Genomic DNA, 19,488 nt, shown 5'->3' on the forward strand with positions numbered 1-19,488 from the left:
GCAGTGGCAACGGGGAACGGAACGGGGAACGGAACAGGATCGACCGGCGGGGCCGGACGCGGCTACCGCGTCGAGGTCGAACAACTGCGGGCCTTCGCCGCCCAGGTGCGGCTGCTCCTCGCCGAATTCCAGCACCACGCGGACGGCACCGCGACCCACGGCCGCAGCGGCATCGGCCCCAAGGCCCTCGGCACCTTCGCCGAGGCCACCGACCTGCACGGCCGCTACCAGACCATGCGCGACGGCCTGCGCGACGTCCTCGACCAGCTCCAGGAAGCCGTCGACGAGGCCCAGAAGAAGGCCGAACTCACCGCCACCAACTACGAGGAACAGGAACACCGCACCAAGACCAAGCTGAAACTCGGCGACGACGGCTGGTCCGTCGCCAACCCCTCCGCCACCAGCGCCGCCGCCTACGCCCGGACCACCGCCCCGGCCCAGCACGACGACGGGAAGGGCGTCCGATGAAGTACACCGACTTCCGGCAGTTCAGCCACGCCGAACTCCGCGCCATGGTCCAGGCCCTCAACCCCGGCGAGGTGATGGCCGCCGCCGACCCCTGGCGCCGCGCCGCCGACACCCTCAAGGCCATCCGCACGACCCTCACCCGCGCCAGCACCGAGGCCGCCACCAGCTGGGAAGGCACCACCAGCGACGCCTTCCACACCCGCATGCTCCACCTCGCCACCACCATCAACACCGCCGCCTCCTACGCCAACGACGCGGCCATCACCCTCAAGGCGGTCTCCGAGGCCATCGCCGAGGCCAAACGCAACATGCCCGAGGAACCCAGCGGCTGGGCCCAGTTCAAGGACGGCGTCGGCGACACCTTCTCCTCCCTCTTCGGCGCCGACGACGAGGACGCCCGCACCGACCTCGCAAACCAGAAGAAGGCCGAAGCCGCCACCGTCCTCCAGACCCTCGCCATGCACTACCGCACGGCGGCCCCGATGCTGAAGCCGCCTCCACCCCCGGGGGCGTCGAAGGGCTGGAATGACGGCGAATACACGGAGAACCCGGCCGGCGACGCCGGAGCGACTGGTTACGCGGCCGTTGGCGGCTTTCTCGGCGGTGCCAGTGCAGGAAACGTCGGCACAGGAACCGGGTCCGTTGCTCGAGCACAGCAGCCGTCAGTTCAAGCCCCCCGCACCGGAGCTGCCGGCCGCTCGGATTCGTCGGTGGCCAGCACGTCGTTCTCGAAGTCCTCGCCGGTCCCCGCTGACCCCGGTGTCAAGGGCGGAGTCGCCGCACCGCCGTCCAAGCCCGGGCCGGTCGGCTACGGTGCCGGAGCCGTCATGGACGGTACGGCGCCCGAGCTCGGCCACATGTCCAGTGGACAGAGCTCATCGGGTACGGGCGGTACGTCGATTCTCGGCACATCTGGGAACGGTGGAAGCCAGGCGATGACCACGGGTCCCACGGTGCAATCCTCGGGCCTGCAGGGAGGTGGTGGAGGTACACACCACCCGAGTGCGGTCCCGCATCCGTTCACCTCTGCTGGTTCGCAAGGGCCGGGGGAAGTGACCGGGCGGGGTCGGCAAGCCGGACCGGATTCCGCGAGGGCCGGTCGGGATGCGGTGCAGGGCCGGACCGCAGGTGCCCGCAGTGGTGCGAGCTTCGGCGCCGAGGGCATTCCTGGAACAGTCGGTGGCGGTGCCGCTCGGCGGAAGGCGACCTCCGAGGGCGCGGCCGGCCACGCGAGTGGCACGGTCGTCGGTGTCGGTGATCGAGCAGGCAGGAGCGGTGCCGGAAAGCAGGCTTTCACCGAGGGCGGTTCGGGGCTCGGCGCGCGCGGACGGATCCGGCCGGAGACCGGGGTGGGCAACTCGCCGACGCAGGCGCCTCTGGTGCCGCTGGGAAGTGCCGGTCAAGGCCGGAAGGATGACGAGAAGCGACGGAGGCGCCCCGACTATCTCGTCGAGGACGAGGAGACGTGGGAATCCGACGAACCCGTCAATCCGAACGTGGTGGAATAACGCCCGGCCTTCGGGGCCGGGCGAATCGATCGGTTGCCCTGCGGCTGCCCGTGCCGTGGGACGACCTCTGCGCTGAGTGGGGTGGCAGGGCTTGAGTTGCTGGCGTCTGAGCCGTGGAACAGCTGCGTTGGTGGCAGGAGGGCTGTTCGTGACTGTCGGCGCGGCCTCCGCCCGTGCCGACAGCGTGCACGATTCGCAGTGGCCGCTCGCCGTCTACCAGGTCGAGTCCGCGGTCTGGCCGGTCTCGCAGGGGGACGGTGTCACGGTTGCCGTCATCGACAGCGGAGTGCTGAAGGACCACCAGGACCTGACGGGACAGGTGCTGGCGGGGGCGGACTTCACCGGAGAGAAGTCCGACGGCACGGTGGACAACAACGGTCACGGTACTGGCATGGCCAGCCTCATTGCGGGACATGGGCACGGGGATGGTGCTGGCATTGTCGGCCTGGCACCAAAAGCCAAGATTCTCCCGATCCGGATCACACTGGACGAGGAATCGCTCTCCTCCCGGTCGTCGACCGCACTGGCGATCCGCTATGCCGTTGACCACGGCGCCAAGGTCGTCAACCTCTCGGTCGGTGGTCCGTCCGGAAGCGATCCCGACGAGCGCACAGCGGTCAAGTACGCGGTGGACAGAGACGTGGTCGTGGTTGCGAGTGCGGGCAACAGCGGTGACAAGGGCGGCTCGGTGGAATACCCGGCGGCCTTCCCCGGGGTCGTTGCCGTAGGTGCAGTGGACCGGGGCGGGATGCTGTGGAGTCGGTCCAGCTCGGGTCCCGAGACGACCTTGGTGGCGCCAGGTGCCGAGGTTCCCCGGGCGAGCGCTTCGTCGACGAGTGGACACGGCATCGGCAACGGCACATCGCCCGCCACCGCCTACGTCTCCGCCACCGCCGCTCTGATCCGCGCGAAATACCCGTCGCTCTCCGCCGGGCAGGTCATCAACCGGATGATCAAGTCCGCCTCACCGCCCGTGGACGGGTCGGCGGTGCCCAGCGACCGGTACGGGTACGGGGTGTTGGCGCCGGGGAAGGCGTTGGAGCCGAATCCGGCGGTGGACGGGGGGTCGCGGGAGAATCCGTTGGTGGGGCGGGCGGAGTCGAAGGGGAGTGTGCCGCCGCCCTCGGAGGAGGCGTGGGAGTCGCCGGCGGCCGTGGTGCCCGTGGCGGACGGGGGGAACCGCGGGGTGCGGTGGGTGCTGGTGGGGGCGGTGGGGATCGCCGGTGCGGTGCTGGTGGGGGGTGTGGCGGCGGTGCTGGTGGCGCGGGGGCGGCGTCGGCGGGCCGCGGCGGCGTACCAGGGGTATCCGCCGCCGCGGCAGGGGTGAGGGGTTATTCGGCGACGGCGATCTGCTCGCGGTGGCGGGCGGCCGGGCCGGTGAGCTGGTCGGTGACGGCGGCGGCGAGGTCGGCCTGGGCGATCCGGTCGCCGAGGACCTGAGGGCCGCCCACGCGGTAGTGGCCGGTTCCGGGGGCGGTGCGGTCGAGGTCGAGGGGCGGGGTGACGACGACCCAGTCGAGGGTGGCGGGGGAGTCGCGGAGCAGGTCGAGGGCGGCGGCGTGGCCGAGGGAGAAGGCGCGGTGGGCCTCGGGGAAGGCGGGGTCGTCGTGGACGGCGACACCGGGGGCGGTCTCCAGGGTGGTGGCGATGCCGACGTGGACGAGGCGGTGGACGCCCGCGGTGGCGAGGCCGGAGATCAGGGCGCGGGTGGCGGCGGGGTAGAAGTCGCCGGCGGGGACGTCGGGCGTGTGGACGGTGCTGACGGCGGCGGCGTGGCCCCGGGCGGTGGTGGCGACGGCGGCGGGGTCGGTGACGTCGCAGCGGGCCAGGGTGATCCCGGGGCCGGCCAGGTCGGGGTGCCGTTCGGGGGCGCGGACGGCGGCGGTGACGGTCAGTCCGCGGCGTCGGGCCTCGGCGATGACGGCGCGGCCGACCTGGCCGCCGGCGCCGAAGACGACGAGGTCGGTGGTGGTAGCGGGGGTGGCGGGGGTGCGGTCCATGGCGGTCTCCGTCGGTGGGTCGGGGCGGGGGCCAGGGGGGCCGTCCGCCGTCGCGGTGACGGTAGACCGGGGGGTGCCGGTTACTTCAACGGTACCGGTGGGGAACGCTGTTCGGTTACGGTCGGGGGATGACTCGGACCGTGCCCGCGCCGCTGCCGCCGGACTTCTTCGACTCGGACTGCCCCGTGCCGACGGTTCCGGTGCTGGGCGGGAAGAAGTGGGCGTGGCGGATCCTGCGCTGCCTGGAGGGCGGCCCCCGCCGGTTCTCGGAGCTCAGGGTGCCGCTGGTGGGGATCACGGCGAAGGTGCTCACCGAGTCACTGCGGTCGATGGAGCAGGACGGCGTGCTGGAGCGGACGGAGTTCGCGGAGAACCCGCCGCGGGTCGAGTACGCGCTGACGCCGCTCGGGCGGACGCTGCTGGGGCCGATGGACGCGGTGTGCGACTGGAGCCGCGCGAATCTGGCGGAGCTGCTCGCGGCACGGGCGGCTTTCGAGCACGCGCAGCGCTAGGGGCTGGCAGGATTTCGGTGACCGCTGGCGCTGACGCCGCTGGTGGGAGGCGGTGGGGCACGGCCATCCTGGGCGTATGACCACTTCCGAGCACACCTCGCCCGAGCCCGCCGCCGCCGTCACCACGGACGCGGCTGCCGAGGTCACCGCTGCTGCTGCCGCCGACGCGATCGTCCCCGACACCAAGGACTGGACCTGGGTGCTGGAGCAGCCCTGCGCCGACTGCGGGCTGGACGCCGGCGCCGTGGTGCGGGAGGACGTGGCCGGGATGGTCCGGGCGAACGCGGCCGGCTGGGCGGCGGTGCTGGGCGGCGATCCGGAGGCGCTGCGCCGCCGTCCGCGTCCGGAGATCTGGTCGGACCTCGAATACGCGTGCCACGTCCGCGATGTGTTCCGGCTGTTCCGCGTCCGGCTGGACCTGATGCTGGACCAGGACGACCCGCTGTTCGCGAACTGGGACCAGGACGCGACGGCGGTCGCCGAGCGCTACGGCGAGCAGCGGCCGGCCGTGGTGGCGGTGGAGCTGGCGGAGGCCGCGGAGGCGCTGGCGGCGGCGTTCGAGGGGGTGGCGGGCGCGCGGTGGGCGCGGACCGGCAACCGCTCCGACGGGGCGCGGTTCACGGTGGAGTCGTTCGCCCGCTACCTGATCCACGACCCGGTCCACCACCTGTACGACGTGACGGGCGAACGGGTCTGAGCGCCGGTCCTGTCGGCCGGTCCTGTGGGCGGCCTGTGCGGGCCTGTGCGGGCCGGGCCGGGCCCGGGCGGCGGCTCACCAGCCGGAGGCCTCGCGCAGCATGGTGCGGCGGAGCCGGCCGGCCACGCTGGCGGTGTCGGTGCCGATGACGTCGGCGATCTCGGGCGCGGCGAGACCGACGACGTAGTGCAGGATCGCGAGATCGTCGTCGGCGGCGTGGCCGGGACGGTCCTGGGTGGTGGGGCGGCCGACGGGCAGGCCGCTCTGCCGGGTGTGCTCGTCGACGGTGGCGCGCAGGATCTGCCAGGCGTGCGCGGTGGGATTCGAGCTCCCCAGTAATTCGCGCCACTCGACGGCGATTTCGGCGAAGGCCTGCTGGACGGCGCCGGTGGCCCGGTCCTGGTCGGGCAGCCAGACCCGGGCGTAGCTGAGATACCGCGGCCGGTGCAGTTCGCAGAATGCCGCGAACTCCAGTGGTACGGCGGGCGGTTCGTCGAGCCCCGGGGGTGGCTCGGCGGTGCTGTCGTGGCGTTGGGTCATCTCGGCTTCTCGGCAAGTGAGATGGGCATCTGACGGTCGATCATCTGTGCTCACTCTACGGTAGGCGCTCGGTGCGCTGGGTTACCAATCGGATGGAATGCCCGGAAGGAGTCGCCGTGCGGCCGGTTCCGGCGGTGGCCGGGCGTGGGCCGGCGTGCGGTGCGGCGGTGGCGGAGGGGCGTGGAGTGCTGCGCAGTGGTGTCAGAGGCGAGGGTACGACGCTTCGTGGCCGGTCAGCGGGGTGGCACGGCCGAAGTGGCGGATCGGTCGGTGTGCACCGCGGGGGGTGTGATGTGCCACCGTAAGCGGTTCGGCGGTTCCCGTCCACGCCTGCGGCGCGAAGCCGCGCCCGCACCACCGGGCGCACCACCGCTCGCGCGCTGGGTGGGCCGGGCCGGGCTGCGGCGATGACGCGGGCAGCGGCCTGGCGGCGCGGTTCCGGAGGGGGTGGAGCGGTGGGCCGGCCCCGTCGCACGCATCCCGCGTGCCCGGCCCTTCGTCGGCGGATAGCCGTGTACGAGCAGAGAGTTGACGAACTGTCAGTTAGTGTTGCGGGTCTTCGTCGGAACGGTCAGGTCGTCCGGTGCGGTGCCCCGGGCGAGTTGGGCGGGGAAGGCTTCCGCGGCCCGGCGGCGGGATCGCCGCGCGGCCGCCGCAGCCGCGGCCCCTGCGGTGCGGGCCACTTCCTCGGCCACGGTCGGCCGTTCCCGCTCGTGCTCCCGGCCCCGGAGGTCCGGCGTTGTACGGTCCGGAGCCGCGCGGTCCCGGGTGGCGAACCCCGGGGCGGCATGCTCCGCGGCTTCGCGTCCAGGGTCTTCCCGGAGCTCGCGCAGCTCGCGTGCGGTGTCCTCGGCAGCCGCGTGCGCGGCCCTGGTGGCCGTTCGCAGGGCGGCCGCTCCGGAGGTCCCCCGGATCCGCCCGGGGGCGGTGCGCGCCGCTTGCTCCTCGGCTGCCTGTCTGGCCGCCAGATACGCCTGGACGGCTGCCATTCCGTAGACGGGCTGAATCAGTTGGTGGCCTTTGAAGAAGGGGCGGGCGGGCGCGAATCCGGCCGCGACCACGAGGTCGCGGATTTCGGCTATCTCCGCTTCGCTGCGCGCGGTGAAGCGGACCTCCCAGCCCTTCTTGTAAGTATGGCCCTGTGCGCCGCTGCGGCGGGCCGGGTCCGGCCGGCGGACGTATCCGGGCAGGCGTCCGAGGCGGAGCTGGGCCGCGCGGAGGCCGGCGGTCTCGTCACGTGACATGTACTAAGGGTAGGCAATCCGGCGGGCTGGAGTGACGCCCGGAGGTGACTTGGCCGTATGTGCTTGCTCACGCACGGTCAGACGACCTGGTGGTCGATCGAGAGTGATCGAGTATGACAAGACGATGATCACCCATTCCTTCGAATGGGTGAGGGTATGAGGACTTTAGTGCGGGCTGGTCCCGGTTTCGCGACGGTTGGGTAACAGTGCGTCAGGCGCCCGGGAGAGGGTCCGGGGCGTTGGGGATGGTGTCGGCATGAACTACCGGATTCCCACGCCGCCGCCCTCGCTGGAGGAACTGGCGCGACGTCAGCAGAACGTCCTCACCGCCGGCCAGCTGCGCGCCAGGGGCGTGCCGTCCCGGGTCGTCAGCGAGCACTGCCGCCGCGGCGGGCCCTGGCAGCGGCTGCTCCCCAGGGTCTATCTGATGCAGTCCGGCGAGCCCTCGCCGGAGCAGCGGATGTGGGCCGCGCTGCTGTACGCCGCGCAGAACGGTCGCGAGGAGGGGAGCCGGGAGGGGGCGGTGATCACCGGCCCGGCCGCGCTCGCGCTGTACGGCTTCGCCGCGGTGCCCCGGCTGCCGGCGGTCACCGGGGTGGACGTGCTGGTGCCGCGCCAGCGCCGCTTGAAGGACGCCGGAGAGGTGCGGATCCGGCGCACCGAGCGGGAGTTGGTGGCGCGCTCGGTGCACGGCCTGGCCTGTGCGCCGGTCGCCAGGGCGGTGGCCGACGCGCTGCGCGAGTGGACCTCCGCCGAGTGGGCGGCCGGAGCCGGTGCCGGGGTGTTCGCACCCGCGCCGGTCCGGGAAGTGCTCTCCGAGGCCGTCGGCCGGCCCGAGCTCCACTGCCCGGTGGGGGAGTTGGCCGCCGAGCTGGCCGAGACCGGGCTGACCGCCGACCCCCGGGTGCGGGCCGTGCTGGACGGCCTGCTGGCCGCCGAGCGGGACCGGGTGCTGGACCGGGTCGGTGAGCTGGTGGACGAGTGGCTGCTGCCGGTGCCGCTGACCTCCCCGGAGCTGCGGATGCGCGGCGGCACCTACGTCGCCGTGCCGGACCTCTACTGGCCGCAGGCGGGTGTCGCGGTCGAGGTCGACTCGGAGCTGCGCTGCGTCAGCGAGGGCGAGGCGGCCTGGATGCGCGGGGGGCAGCACCGGATGGAGTACCTCGGGGTCCGGGTGGTGTACGTCTCCGGCGCGCGGCTGGCCGAGGACGCGGACGCGGTCGGCGCCGAACTCCGGGAGGTCTTCAGGCTGGGCGGCACCGACGTGGTGGAACTGCTGGTCACCGAGCGGTGAGCGCCCGGAAGCCGCTCCCGCGGACGGGCCGGGGCCCGGCTCAGCCCCCGACGATCGGGCTGCCGACCAGCTCCACCCCGGCCGCCCGCAGCTCGTCCAGCGCGGCGGCGGTGGTCGGCGCGGCCACCCCGGCGGTGAGGTCGAGGAGCACCCGGGTGCTGAACCCGGCCCGCGCCGCGTCCAGGGCGGTGGCCCTGACGCAGTGGTCGGTGGCGATGCCGACCACGTCCACCTCGGTGACCTGCCGCTCGCGCAGCCACTCGGCGAGCCCCCGGTCGTTCTCGTCCACGCCCTCGAAGCCGCTGTAGGCCGCGGCGTAGGCGCCCTTGTCGAAGACCGCCTCGATCGCGCCGGAGGTGACGGAGGGCGCGAAGTTCGGGTGGAACCCGACCCCCTCGGTGCCCGCGACGCAGTGCACGGGCCAGCTGTGCACGTAGTCCGGGTCGGCGGAGAAGTGGTCGCCCGGGTCGACGTGGCTGTCCCGGGTGGCGAGGATGTGCCGGTAGCCGGGGGCGGACTCGGCGATGAGGTCGGTGATCGCGGCGGCCACCTCGGCCCCGCCCGCGACGGCCAGGCTGCCGCCCTCGCAGAAGTCGTTCTGCACGTCGACGACGATCAGTGCCCGGTGCATGGCTGGTATTCCTCGGTCCGGTGGGGGTCCTGCGGAGGACGTGGGGAGTGGGCGTGAGGGGACCTCAGGCCCGTGTGCGGGGAACTCTACGGTCGACTGTAGGCAGTGGCATCCGGGGGCGGAAGGCCCGGGGAGGCCCCGGCCCCTCGGCCCGTCCACGAACCGTCGCGGGGACCCGCGCCGCCGATCCGTCGGGCGGACCCGCCCGCTCCGCCCCGCCTTGCCCGGCCCGCCCCGTCGGGCCCGGCGTCACACGTGCAGCTCGGTCGCCAGCACCGGATCGCCCTTGGAGAGCTGGGTCGCCGACAGCGGCAGCGCCGCCCGGGCCCGGACGTGCCGCTCGCGCGCGGCCTCCAGCGGTTCCCGGCCGACCACCTCGCCGGCCTTGACCAGCGGCACCTGCACCAGGTGCGGGGCCAGTTCGGCCGGGACCGTTCCGGTGCCGACCACCTCGGCGTCGGCGACGCCGTCCGCGTCCGGCCGCCGGGCGGCCCACTTGCGCCCGCCGACGCTGGTCTTGCCGCCGGCCGAGCGCTTGGCGACCGGGACCAGCGGACCGTCCGGGGCGGCCGCCCGGGCGACCAGCTTGTAGACCATCGCGCAGGTCGGGTGCCCGCTGCCGGTGACCAGGCTGGTGCCGACGCCGTAGCCGTCCACCGGGGCGGCGGCGAGCGCGGCGATCGCGTACTCGTCGAGGTCGGAGGTGACGATGATCCGGGTGCCGGTGGCGCCGAGCTCGTCGAGCTGGCGGCGGACCCGGTGGGCGAGCAGGGTGAGGTCGCCGGAGTCGATCCGCACGGCGCCCAGCTCGGGGCCGGCCACCTCGACGGCGGTGCGCACGGCCTCCCGCAGGTCGTAGGTGTCGACCAGCAGGGTGGTGCCCCGGCCCATCGAGTCGATCTGCGCCCGGAAGGCGTCCCGCTCGCTGTCGTGGACGAGGGTGAAGGCGTGCGCCGCGGTCCCGGTGGTCGGGATGCCGTAGGTGAAGCCGGCCTCCAGGTCGGAGGTGGCGGTGAAGCCGGCCACGTAGGCGGCGCGGGCGGCGGCGACGGCGGCCTGCTCGTGCGCGCGCCGGGCGCCCATCTCGATCACCGGGCGCCCGCCGGCCGAGGAGGTCATCCGGGAGGCGGCGGCGGCGATCGCCGAATCGTGGTTGAGGATCGAGAGGATCACCGTCTCCAGGATCACCGCCTCGGCGAAGCTGCCCTCGACGGTGAGCAGCGGCGAGCCGGGGAAGTAGACCTCGCCCTCGGGGTAGCCGTGGATGTCGCCGGTGAACCGGTAGTCGGCGAGGAAGCGCAGGGTCTCCTCGTCGACGATCCGCTCGCCGGCGAGCCAGTCGAGCTGGGCGGAGGTGAAGCGGAAGCTCTCCACGGCGTCCAGGACCCGGCCGGTGCCGGCGACCACGCCGTAGCGCCGGCCCTCGGGCAGCCTGCGGGTGAACACCTCGAAGACGGAGCGGCGGTGCGCCGCCCCGCTGCGCAGGGCGGCCTGGAGCATGGTGAGCTCGTAGCGGTCGGTGAGCAGCGCGGTCGAGCCGGCCGCGGGCACGGAAGTGGCGTCCATGAGGATGATGCTACTACCCCTTAGCGTCAGAGTGACGATTTCTCCGGGCGGATCGTCGACGGGCGCGTCGCGGGCCCACTCGCGAGCAGGTCGCGAGCGGGCCTCGGGCCGGCCGGGGGCGGGCCGACGGCGGGCCGCGGGGCCGGGGGCGGAATCGCCCCGAGGTGCCCCGGATGGCAGCATGGGGCTGAAGGGGCACGTGGAAACATGTGACGGCCAGGTGGGAGCCATCTGGAGAGCCAGGCGACAGGAGGGACCCCGCGGTGAGTGTCGCGCCCGTGGAGATCGAGCGCCCGGAGGTCGAGGGCGTACCGGTGGCGGAACCGGACACCCCCTGGGTCACCATCGTGCACAACGACCCGGTCAACCTGATGAGCTACGTCCAGTACGTCTTCCAGGCCTACTTCGGCTATCCGAAGGACAAGGCCAGGAAGCTCATGATGGAGGTGCACACCAAGGGCCGGTCCGTGGTCTCCAGCGGCTCGCGCGAGGAGATGGAGCGCGACGTGCAGGCGATGCACGGTTACGGTCTCTGGGCCACCCTGCAGCACGACTGAGGCCGCGGTGCCGGTGGCGGCGCCAGTGATGACAGCAGTGATGACAGCAGTGGCGATGGCAGTGACGATCGCGGCGACGATGACGGCGACGAAGACGAAGACGGGCTGACCGATACCGATGGCTGGGTTGTTCGAGAGTGCCGGTGGCGGGGGCGCGGTGCTCGCGCTGGACGAGCTGGAGGCCTCCATCCTGCGCTCGCTGGAAGTGCAGATGCTGGAGCTGATCGGCCCGGGCCCGGGCGGGGACGGCGGTGACCCGCTGGCGGCGCTGTTCGCGGAGGGGCCGACCGAGGCGCCCGCGGACCCGGCGCTGGCACGGCTCTTCCCCGACGCCTACGGGGACCCCGCCGGACCGGCCGACCCGCAGGCCCGGGAGGCGGCGGGGGAGTTCCGCCGCTTCACCGAGCCGGATCTGCGCACCCGCAAGCGGGAGGACGCGCTGTACACCGTGCGCACCCTGGACGGCCTGGGCGGCGAGGACGGGACGCTCGAGCTCGACGCCGCCGGGTGCCGGCACTGGCTGGGCGCGCTCAACGACCTGCGGCTGACCCTCGGGGTGCGCCTGGACGTCACCGACGAGGACGAGCAGGGCCTCTACGAGCTGCCGGACAGCGACGACCGCAAGCCGCTGGTGATGGCCTACCTGTGGCTCGGCGCGCTGCAGGAGTCGCTGCTGGAGGCGATGGCCGACTGAGCCGCCGGGGCGCCCCAGGAGCGGGCGCCCCGGTTCGGAACAGGCCCCGGCCGCCCGTCCGCATGCTGGACGGGCGGCCGGGGCCTTTCCGGTCAAAACGGGCGAAACCCTATCGGGACATGCTCAAATATCGCTCAGATGGACACCGCTACCCGGATCGGGCGTGGTACGACTGCTCCCCACCCCCACGAGTCCCACCACGAGATCCCATCCAGGACGGTGCACCATGGCCGAACGGCTCTACGACGAGGTCGTCGACGCGAAACCGGACGATGAGGGCTACGAGCGGGGGCTCGGCAGCCGCCAGATCCAGATGATCGCGATCGGCGGCGCGATCGGCACCGGGCTCTTCCTCGGCGCCGGCACCGCGATCTCCAAGTCCGGCCCCAGCCTGATCCTCTCCTACGCGGTCGCCGGCGTGGTGATCTTCGCGATCATGCGGGCACTCGGCGAACTCCTCACCTACCGCCCGGTCTCCGGCAGCTTCGCCGAGTACGCGCGGGAGTTCCTCGGGCCCTTCGCCGGCTATGTGACCGGCTGGACGTACTGGCTGTTCTGGGTGGTCACCGGCATGGCGGAGACCACCGCCGCGGCCGTCTACGTCCGCTTCTGGGCACCCGGCATCCCGCAGTGGCTCAGCGCGCTGGTCTTCCTGGTGATCCTCTACGGGGCCAACCTGATCTCGGTGAAGCTCTTCGGCGAGATCGAGTTCTGGTTCTCCATGGTCAAGGTCACCGCCATCATCGGCATGATCCTGATCGGCATCGGCGTCCTCACCCTGGGCTTCAGCGACGCCGGCGACACCGCCTCGATCACCCACCTGTGGGACAACGGCGGCTTCTTCCCCAAGGGCATCGGCGCCACCGTGATGACCCTGCAGATCGTCATGTTCGCCTACCTGGGCGTCGAACTCGTCGGCGTCACCGCCGGGGAGAGCGAGAACCCGCAGAAGACCCTGCCGCGCGCCATCAACACCCTGCCCTGGCGCATCGCGCTGTTCTACATCGGCGCCCTGGTGATCATCCTCTCGCTGGTGCCGTGGACCGAGTTCCAGCCCGGCGTCAGCCCGTTCGTCGCCGCCTTCGGCAAGATCGGCATCCCCGCCGCGGCCGGCATCATCAACTTCGTGGTGCTCACCGCCGCGCTCTCCTCCTGCAACTCCGGCATGTACTCCACCGGCCGGATGCTGCGCGACCTCGCGCTGCGCGGCCAGGCCCCCGGACGGCTGACCAAGCTCAACTCCCGCCGCACGCCGTCCGTCGCGATCACCCTCTCCTGCCTGCTGATGGGCGTCGGCGTGGCGCTCAACGCGCTCGTCCCGGCCCGCGCGTTCGAGTACATCACCTCGGTCGCCACCGTCTGCGGCCTGTGGACCTGGGCGATGATCCTCATCTGCCAGATCCGCTACCGGAAGGCATGGAAGGGCGGCCACCTGCCGCCGCCCAGCTTCAAGGCCCCCGGCGGCGTCTGGAGCAGCTGGGCCTCGCTCGCCTTCCTCGTCCTCGTGGTCGTACTGATCGCCCTGGACGAGGACAACCGGATCTCGCTGTACGTCTTCCCGGTCTGGGCGGTCCTGCTCGTCGCCGGCTACCAGGTGCTCAAGCGCCGCCGCCCCGAGGCCGTGCACGCGCTCGCGCACGACCACCTGCACGCGGCCGGCGACGGCGCCGACACCCACTGAGACGGCACCCCCGGCCGTCGTGGACGCCCCGGCGGTGACCCGCCGGGGCGTGGCTATCCTGACGCCATGCTGACCATCACCCGAGAACTGCGCGACGCGATCGTCGCCCACGCCCGCGCCGACCACCCGGACGAGGCCTGCGGTGTGGTCGCGGGTCCGGAAGGCAGCGGCCGCCCCGAGCGGTTCGTCCCGATGCTCAACGCCGCCCGCTCGCCCACGTTCTACGAGTTCGACTCGGGCGACCTGCTGAAGCTCTACCGTGAGATGGACGACCGGGACGAGGAGCCCGTGATCGTCTACCACTCCCACACCGCCACCGAGGCCTACCCCTCGCGCACCGACGTGAGCTACGCCTCCGAGCCGAACGCCCACTACGTCCTGGTCTCCACCGCCGAGGGCAACGGCGCCGAAGACCCGTACGAGTTCCGCTCGTTCCGCATCGTGGACGGTGTGATCACGGAGGAAGACGTCCAGGTCGTCGAGGCCCACCAGGCCTGACCCGCACCCACCTGGGCGAGGCCCGCCGACCTCCGCGAGTGGTCGGCGGGCCACTGCTGTTCCCGGGGGCATCTCGGCATGGGGGACGAAACCATCCGGATACCGGGACGGGCATGGAGGAGCGGGCCCGGGAATCTATACGATGAGCCCATGCGTTCCGTCGATGTGAGCAACCAGGCCCCGGGCACCCGCCTCGTGGCGCGCCTGCACATCGACCTGTGCCGGCACGCCGGCGCGATCTGTCCCGGTAAGCCGGCGCGCTCGCGCTGAGCCGCCCGTCCCGGCCCGCCCGCGGATTCCACCGCCCCGGGCCGTCACGCCCTGCCGCGCCCGCTGCGGCCCACCCACCTCACGACTCGCACAGGAGCGCACCCATGGCCATCGAGGTCCGCATCCCGACCATCCTCCGCACCTACACCGACGGCGCCAAGGCCGTCGAGGGCAACGGCAGTAACCTCGGGGACCTCTTCCAGGACCTCGACGCCCGGCACCCGGGCATCGCCGCCCGCCTGCTGGACGGCGGCGAACTGCGCCGCTTCGTCAACGTGTACCTCAACGACGAGGACGTGCGCTTCCTGGAGGGCATCTCCACCGCCCTCGCCGACGGCGACAGCGTCACCATCCTGCCCGCCGTCGCCGGCGGCGCGCGCTGACCCCCGCCCGACCGGACCCGACCGCCCGGACCCGCCCGACCGCCGCCGGAGGACCCCTTGCGTTACGACAGCCCGCTCGAAGCCGTCGGCAACACCCCGCTGGTCCGCCTGCCCCGGCTGTCCGCCGCGGTGCCCGGCAACACCGACGGCCTGGTCACCCTGTGGGCGAAGCTGGAGGACCGCAACCCCACCGGCTCCATCAAGGACCGCCCGGCCCTGCACATGATCGAGCGTGCCGAGGCCGACGGCCGGCTCACCCCCGGCTGCACGATCCTCGAACCCACCAGCGGCAACACCGGCATCTCGCTCGCCATGGCGGCCAAGCTCAAGGGCTACCGGATGGTCTGCGTCATGCCCGAGAACACCAGCGAGGAACGGCGCGAACTGCTCCGCATGTGGGGCGCCGAGATCATCCCCTCGCCCGCCGCCGGCGGCTCCAACACCGCCGTCCGGATCGCCAAGGAGATCGCCGCCGAGCACCCCGACTGGGTCATGCTCTACCAGTACGGCAACCCCGACAACGCCGGCGCCCACTACGCCACCACCGGCCCCGAGATCCTCGCCGACCTGCCCACCGTCACCCACTTCGTGGCCGGACTCGGCACCACCGGCACCCTCATGGGCGTCGGCCGCCACCTGCGCGAGAAGGTCCCCGGCGTGCGGATCGTCGCCGCCGAACCGCGCTACGACGACCTCGTCTACGGGCTGCGCAACCTCGACGAGGGCTTCGTCCCCGAGCTGTACGACGCCGAGGTGCTGACCACCCGCTTCTCGGTCGGCTCCGCCGACGCCGTCCGCCGCACCCGCGAACTCCTCCAGGAGGAGGGCATCTTCGCCGGCGTGTCCACCGGCGCGATCCTGCACGCGGCGATCGGCGTCGGCCGCAAGGCCGCCCAGGCCGGCGAGCGCGCCGACATCGTCTTCGTGGTCGCGGACGGTGGCTGGAAGTACCTCTCCACCGGCATCTACACGGCGGAGTCCACCGAGGCCGCCGTCGAGGCGCTGCAGGGCCAGCTCTGGGCCTGAGACCTCCGCCGCCCCGGTCGTGACGATCGGGGATTTGTCCGTACCGTGCTGCCGGTTCGTCACGGTACGACCACGGTGGCCGTTCCGGTGCGGGGCGGCCGCCCGGCGCGGAAAGGCTGGCCACGAACGTCTCCCCACGCACCAGCGGAGGTGGCCCGTGAGTCGCAGCACCGACCTGTGGTCGTACGCCGAGATCGCCCGTCACATCAACGTCCAGCCGGAGACCGTCCGCAACTACCGGCGGCACGGCCTGCTCCCCGAACCCGACGTGGTCGACGGCGGCGGCCACCCGCGCTGGTACCCCGAGACCGTGCGCGCCTGGGCCCGGCGCCGCCCCGGCCACCGCTGAGCCGTCCACCGCCGGGCCGGCCACCGAACGGGCCGCCCCGGCCGGCGCCCCGGCACCACCGGCGCACCCCCGTCCCCCGTCCCCCCGGCGTTCTGGTGATTCCAGCCACAGCACGGCACGGAGACGGGGGCAAAGTGCCGCTCCGCCCTTACTCTCGACAACACGCGCAGGGCAGCGCCTCCGGCCGGTACTCCCGGCCCGCTGTCATGACCAGCGGCAGCCAGGACGTGTCGGGGCGGAGGGGCTCGGATGAAACTGACCGTGGTGGGGTGCTCGGGGAGCTTCCCGTCGGCCGACTCGCCGTGCTCCAGCTACCTCGTGGAGGCCGACGGCTACCGGGTCGTGCTCGATCTCGGCAACGGCGCGCTCGGCGCCCTCCAGAAGTACGCCTCGATCTACGAGGTCGACGCGATCCTGCTCAGCCACCTGCACGCGGACCACTGCATCGACCTGTGCGCCTACTGGGTCGCCCGCAACTACCGGGCCGAGGGCTGCCCCGCGCCGATGCCCGTCTACGGCCCGGCCGGCACCGCCGAACGGATGGCCCGCGCCTACGACATGCCGGAGAACCCGGGGATGAAGGAGGTGTTCGAGTTCCGCACCCTCACCCCGGGCCGCTTCGACCTCGGGCCCTTCCGGATCGACGTCGCCCAGGTCAACCACCCCGTCGACGCCTTCGCCTTCCGGCTCGAACACGGCGGCCGCAGCCTGGTCTACTCCGGCGACACCGGGGAGAGCGCCGAACTCGTCGAGCTCGCCCGGGACACCGACCTCTTCCTCTGCGAGGCCGCCTACCTGGACGGCCGGGACACCTACCGGGCCGTGCACCTCAACGGCCGCGAGGCGGGCGAGCACGCCACCGCGGCCGGTGCCCGCCGGCTCGTGCTCACCCACATCCCGCCGTGGACGGACGCCGAGCTCAACCGGCGGGACGCGGCCGCCGTCTATCCCGGGCCGGTCGAGATCGCCCGGGCCGGGGCGGTCTACGAGATCTGAGCCCGGTCCGGTCCGGTCCAGTCCGGGCCGCCGCCGGGGTCGGCGGCCCCGGCGGTGGTCTCAGCGGCGGCCGGGGACCGGCAGGCCGAGATGGTCGCGCAGGGTCGTCCCGGTGTACTCGGTACGGAACACCCCGCGCTCCTGGAGCAGCGGCACCACCCGGTCCACGAACTCGTCCAGCCCGCCCGGGGTGAGGTGCGGGACGAGGATGAAGCCGTCCGCGGCGTCGCTCTGCACATGGCGGTCGATCTGCTCGGCCACGCTCCGCGGGGTGCCGACGAAGGACTGCCGGCCGGTCACCTCGATCACCAGCTCGCGGCTGCTGAGCCCCTTCGCGGCGGCCACCGCCCGCCACTCGGCGGCGATCTCCAGCGGATCCCCGAGCGAGGTCCGCCCCTGGACCAGCCCGGAGCCGCGCACCGGGTCGGTCTCCGGCAGCGGGCCGTCCACGTCGTGGCCGGACAGGTCGACGTTCCAGACCTGTTCCAGGTAGGCGATGGCGGTGGCCGGGCTCACCTGGGCGCGGCGGATCGCGGCGGCCCGTTCGACGGCCTCCTCCTCGGTGTCGCCCAGCACCCAGGTCACCCCGGGCATGATCTTCAGCTCGTCGGGCTTGCGCCCGTAGGCGGCCAGCCGCCGCTTGACGTCGGCGTGGAAGGCCTGCCCGGCGGCCAGGGTGGAGTGCCGGCTGAAGACCACGTCGGCGGTGGCGGCGGCGAACTCGCGGCCCTCGTCGGAGTCCCCGGCCTGGATCACCACCGGGTGGCCCTGCGGCGGCCGGGGCACCGAGAGGGTTCCCTCGACGTCGAACTGCGGACCCCGGTGGCGGACCGTGCCGGTGCCCGCCGCGTCCCAGAACTCCCGGGCCAGCTGCACGAATTCGGCGGCCCGGGTGTAGCGGTCGGCGCGGTCGAGGTAGCCGCCGCGGCGGAAGTTCCCACCGGTGAAGGCGTCCGAGGAGGTGACCACGTTCCAGGCGGCGCGACCGCCGGAGAGGTGGTCCAGCGAGGCGAAGCGGCGGGCCAGTTCGTACGGTTCGTTGAAGGTGGCGTTGACGGTCGCGGCCAGCCCCAGGTGCGTGGTGACGGCGGCGAGCGCGCCCAGGACGGTGATCGACTCGGGGCGGCCCAGTACGTCCAGGTCGTGGATCCGGCCCTTGACCTCGCGCAGCCGCAGGCCCTCGGCGAGGAAGAGGAAGTCGAACCGGCCGCGCTCGGCGGTGGCGGCGAGGTGGCGGAAGGAGTCGAAGGCGATCTGGCTGCCGGCGGCCGGATCGGTCCACACCGTGGTGTTGTTGACGCCGGGGAAGTGCGCGGCGAGGTGGATCTGCTTGAGCGGACGGTCCGTCATCGGGGCACCTCGGCGGTCGCGGCGGATACGGCGGTGGTGGCGGATATGGCGGCGGCAGGTGTGACGGCGGCGGACGCGTAGCGGCTGGCGGGCCGGGCCAGGCCGAGCCGGTCGCGCAGGGTGCGGCCGGTGTAGGCGGCGCGGAACAGGCCGCGTTCGCGCAGGGCCGGCACCACGTGGTCGGCGAGCACCGCCAGGTCGCGGGCCGGGTCGGCGGGCACCAGGTGGAAGCCGTCGACCCCGCCGCCGCCCTCGGTGGCCTCGGTGAGCAGGGCGGCGGTCGCGGCGGCGGTGGTGAGCGCGACCGGGATCCGGGCCAGGATCCGCAGTGCCTCTCCGCCGCGCAGCCGCAGCTCGGTGGCGGCGGTCAGCCGGGTGGCCCGGTCGGGGGCGTCGAGCAGGACGACGTCCGCGTGGCGGACGGCGGTGGTGACCCGGGCGCGAGCGCCGGGGCCGGCGTCCGGCGCGAGGTCGGCGGCGGCGACGGTGACCGCGATCACCGGGCGGCCCTGCGGCGGGCGCGGGGTGATGGACGGCCCCCGGACCGAGAAGTACGGGCCCTCGAAGTCGATGTGGTGCAGCTTGGCACGGTCGACGAAGCGGCCGGTGGCGGCGTCGCGGATCTCCGCGTCGTCCTCCCAGCTGTCCCAGAGCCGGGAGGCGGCCTCGGCGGCGTCGGCGGCCTCGGCCCAGAGCGCCTCGGCCGGGGCGGTGCCCCGGCGGCCGAAGGCCCGGGCCTCGGCCTCGGTGTCGGAGACACCGACCAGCCAGCCGGCCCGGCCCTCGCTGACCCAGTCCAGGGTGTTGACCGCGATCGAGGTGTGGAAGGGCTCGGTGTGGGTGGTGGTGACGGTCGGGACCAGTCCGAGGCCGTGGGTGACCGGGGCGAGCCGGGCGAAGGTCGCCAGCGCGTCGAGCCGGCGGGGTTCGGGGGTGTAGGAGTCGTCGAGGGTGACGAAGTCGAGGGTGGCCCGTTCGGCGAGCCGGGCGAGGGCGGTGAAGTGGGCGGCGTCGAACCGGCCGGGGCTGTCGAGGGCGGCGGAAAGGTGCAGTTGGCGGGGCATGGGTGGCCTTGACTTTCCTCGTACGGAAGCGGTGCGTGCGGCGGTCGCGGACCGGTCCGTGACCTGTGGCCCGCGGCCGGCGGCCCGGAAGCGGTGGGGCGGCCGGGGCGGTGCGGGTACGGGTACGGGGCGGTGCGGGCGGGCACGGGGCCGCGCGCCC

22 protein-coding genes are annotated in these 19,488 nt (G+C 73.2%); 15 read left to right on the top strand and 7 right to left on the bottom strand.

What is annotated here, in order from left to right; genetic code table 11:
* Nucleotides 1-3 precede the first annotated feature (3 nt).
* The 3 genes from SM793_RS02375 (at nt 4) to mycP (ending at nt 3,303) form a co-directional block, all read left to right on the top strand.
* Nucleotides 4-468 carry a hypothetical protein gene (locus SM793_RS02375; protein ID WP_320436287.1) on the top strand — a complete coding sequence of 155 codons (465 nt, stop codon included), beginning with the start codon at nt 4-6 and terminating at the stop codon, nt 466-468.
* Nucleotides 465-1,976 (top strand): hypothetical protein, encoded by a 1,512-nt coding sequence (locus SM793_RS02380; protein WP_320436288.1) that lies wholly within the window; start codon nt 465-467, stop codon nt 1,974-1,976. Before SM793_RS02375 ends, SM793_RS02380 begins: the two co-directional genes overlap by 4 nt.
* A 148-nt stretch (nt 1,977-2,124) precedes the next feature.
* Nucleotides 2,125-3,303, top strand: a complete 1,179-nt coding sequence (gene mycP / locus SM793_RS02385; protein ID WP_320436289.1) for a type VII secretion-associated serine protease mycosin — start codon at nt 2,125-2,127, stop codon at nt 3,301-3,303.
* A 4-nt stretch (nt 3,304-3,307) separates the two neighbouring features.
* On the opposite strand, the gene SM793_RS02390 is transcribed toward mycP, so the two are convergent.
* Nucleotides 3,308-3,976 carry an NAD(P)-dependent oxidoreductase gene (locus SM793_RS02390; protein WP_320436290.1) on the bottom strand — a complete coding sequence of 223 codons (669 nt, stop codon included), beginning with the start codon at nt 3,974-3,976 and terminating at the stop codon, nt 3,308-3,310.
* 128 nt (nt 3,977-4,104) lie between these two features.
* On the opposite strand from SM793_RS02390, the gene SM793_RS02395 reads away from it, so the two are divergent.
* Both SM793_RS02395 and SM793_RS02400 read left to right on the top strand, forming a co-directional pair.
* Nucleotides 4,105-4,488, top strand: coding sequence for a helix-turn-helix domain-containing protein (locus SM793_RS02395; RefSeq protein WP_320436291.1), 384 nt, complete (start codon nt 4,105-4,107; stop codon nt 4,486-4,488).
* 76 nt (nt 4,489-4,564) lie between these two features.
* Complete coding sequence (locus SM793_RS02400; RefSeq protein WP_320436292.1) at nt 4,565-5,185, top strand: DinB family protein; 621 nt, start codon at nt 4,565-4,567, stop codon at nt 5,183-5,185.
* A gap of 75 nt (nt 5,186-5,260) precedes the next feature.
* Here the strand turns inward: SM793_RS02400 and SM793_RS02405 are convergent, their stop codons facing one another.
* Together SM793_RS02405 and SM793_RS02410 are read right to left on the bottom strand one after the other, a co-directional pair.
* Entirely contained in the window at nt 5,261-5,725 is a 465-nt protein-coding gene (locus tag SM793_RS02405) for a hypothetical protein (RefSeq protein WP_320436293.1), read from the bottom strand.
* Between the two features lie 539 nt (nt 5,726-6,264).
* Nucleotides 6,265-6,969: a hypothetical protein gene (locus tag SM793_RS02410; RefSeq protein WP_320436294.1), complete on the bottom strand. Its 705-nt coding sequence runs from the start codon at nt 6,967-6,969 to the stop codon at nt 6,265-6,267.
* 256 nt (nt 6,970-7,225) lie between these two features.
* Here SM793_RS02410 and SM793_RS02415 point away from each other — a divergent pair, with 256 nt between their 5' ends.
* Complete coding sequence (locus tag SM793_RS02415) at nt 7,226-8,263, top strand: hypothetical protein (RefSeq protein ID WP_320436295.1); 1,038 nt, start codon at nt 7,226-7,228, stop codon at nt 8,261-8,263.
* A 40-nt stretch (nt 8,264-8,303) separates the two neighbouring features.
* On the opposite strand, the gene SM793_RS02420 is transcribed toward SM793_RS02415, so the two are convergent.
* A complete protein-coding gene (locus tag SM793_RS02420) occupies nt 8,304-8,894 on the bottom strand; it encodes an isochorismatase family protein (protein WP_320436296.1) in 591 nt (196 codons plus the stop codon).
* A gap of 249 nt (nt 8,895-9,143) precedes the next feature.
* Nucleotides 9,144-10,460 (bottom strand): nicotinate phosphoribosyltransferase, encoded by a 1,317-nt coding sequence (locus SM793_RS02425; protein ID WP_320436297.1) that lies wholly within the window; start codon nt 10,458-10,460, stop codon nt 9,144-9,146.
* 263 nt (nt 10,461-10,723) lie between these two features.
* Between SM793_RS02425 and clpS the strand changes: the two genes are divergently transcribed.
* From clpS to SM793_RS02470, 9 genes are all read left to right on the top strand, one after another.
* Nucleotides 10,724-11,017 (top strand): ATP-dependent Clp protease adapter ClpS, encoded by a 294-nt coding sequence (clpS, locus tag SM793_RS02430; RefSeq protein WP_030394235.1) that lies wholly within the window; start codon nt 10,724-10,726, stop codon nt 11,015-11,017.
* Between the two features lie 118 nt (nt 11,018-11,135).
* A complete protein-coding gene (locus SM793_RS02435; protein ID WP_320436298.1) occupies nt 11,136-11,711 on the top strand; it encodes a DUF2017 domain-containing protein in 576 nt (191 codons plus the stop codon).
* 226 nt (nt 11,712-11,937) lie between these two features.
* The gene (locus SM793_RS02440) at nt 11,938-13,392 is read left to right on the top strand and encodes an amino acid permease (RefSeq protein ID WP_320436299.1); all 1,455 of its coding nucleotides are present in this window, start codon (nt 11,938-11,940) and stop codon (nt 13,390-13,392) included.
* Between the two features lie 66 nt (nt 13,393-13,458).
* Complete coding sequence (locus SM793_RS02445; RefSeq protein WP_030394232.1) at nt 13,459-13,890, top strand: Mov34/MPN/PAD-1 family protein; 432 nt, start codon at nt 13,459-13,461, stop codon at nt 13,888-13,890.
* A 150-nt stretch (nt 13,891-14,040) separates the two neighbouring features.
* Complete coding sequence (locus SM793_RS02450) at nt 14,041-14,160, top strand: putative leader peptide (protein WP_320436300.1); 120 nt, start codon at nt 14,041-14,043, stop codon at nt 14,158-14,160.
* Nucleotides 14,161-14,264: 104 nt separating this feature from the next.
* Nucleotides 14,265-14,543 (top strand): MoaD/ThiS family protein, encoded by a 279-nt coding sequence (locus SM793_RS02455; protein ID WP_320436301.1) that lies wholly within the window; start codon nt 14,265-14,267, stop codon nt 14,541-14,543.
* A gap of 57 nt (nt 14,544-14,600) precedes the next feature.
* Nucleotides 14,601-15,569 (top strand): cysteine synthase, encoded by a 969-nt coding sequence (locus tag SM793_RS02460; RefSeq protein WP_320436302.1) that lies wholly within the window; start codon nt 14,601-14,603, stop codon nt 15,567-15,569.
* A gap of 157 nt (nt 15,570-15,726) precedes the next feature.
* On the top strand, nt 15,727-15,918 hold the full coding sequence (locus SM793_RS02465; RefSeq protein WP_320436303.1) for a MerR family transcriptional regulator: 192 nt from the start codon (nt 15,727-15,729) through the stop codon (nt 15,916-15,918).
* Between the two features lie 249 nt (nt 15,919-16,167).
* Nucleotides 16,168-16,914, top strand: a complete 747-nt coding sequence (locus SM793_RS02470) for an MBL fold metallo-hydrolase (protein WP_320436304.1) — start codon at nt 16,168-16,170, stop codon at nt 16,912-16,914.
* Between the two features lie 60 nt (nt 16,915-16,974).
* Here the strand turns inward: SM793_RS02470 and SM793_RS02475 are convergent, their stop codons facing one another.
* Both SM793_RS02475 and SM793_RS02480 read right to left on the bottom strand, forming a co-directional pair.
* A complete protein-coding gene (locus SM793_RS02475; protein ID WP_320436305.1) occupies nt 16,975-18,264 on the bottom strand; it encodes an NtaA/DmoA family FMN-dependent monooxygenase in 1,290 nt (429 codons plus the stop codon).
* The gene (locus SM793_RS02480) at nt 18,261-19,328 is read right to left on the bottom strand and encodes an LLM class flavin-dependent oxidoreductase (RefSeq protein ID WP_320436306.1); all 1,068 of its coding nucleotides are present in this window, start codon (nt 19,326-19,328) and stop codon (nt 18,261-18,263) included. Before SM793_RS02480 ends, SM793_RS02475 begins: the two co-directional genes overlap by 4 nt.
* Nucleotides 19,329-19,488 lie beyond the last annotated feature (160 nt).

The organism is Kitasatospora purpeofusca (genome assembly GCF_034043715.1).
Taxonomy (GTDB): Bacteria; Actinomycetota; Actinomycetes; order Streptomycetales; family Streptomycetaceae; genus Kitasatospora; species Kitasatospora purpeofusca_A.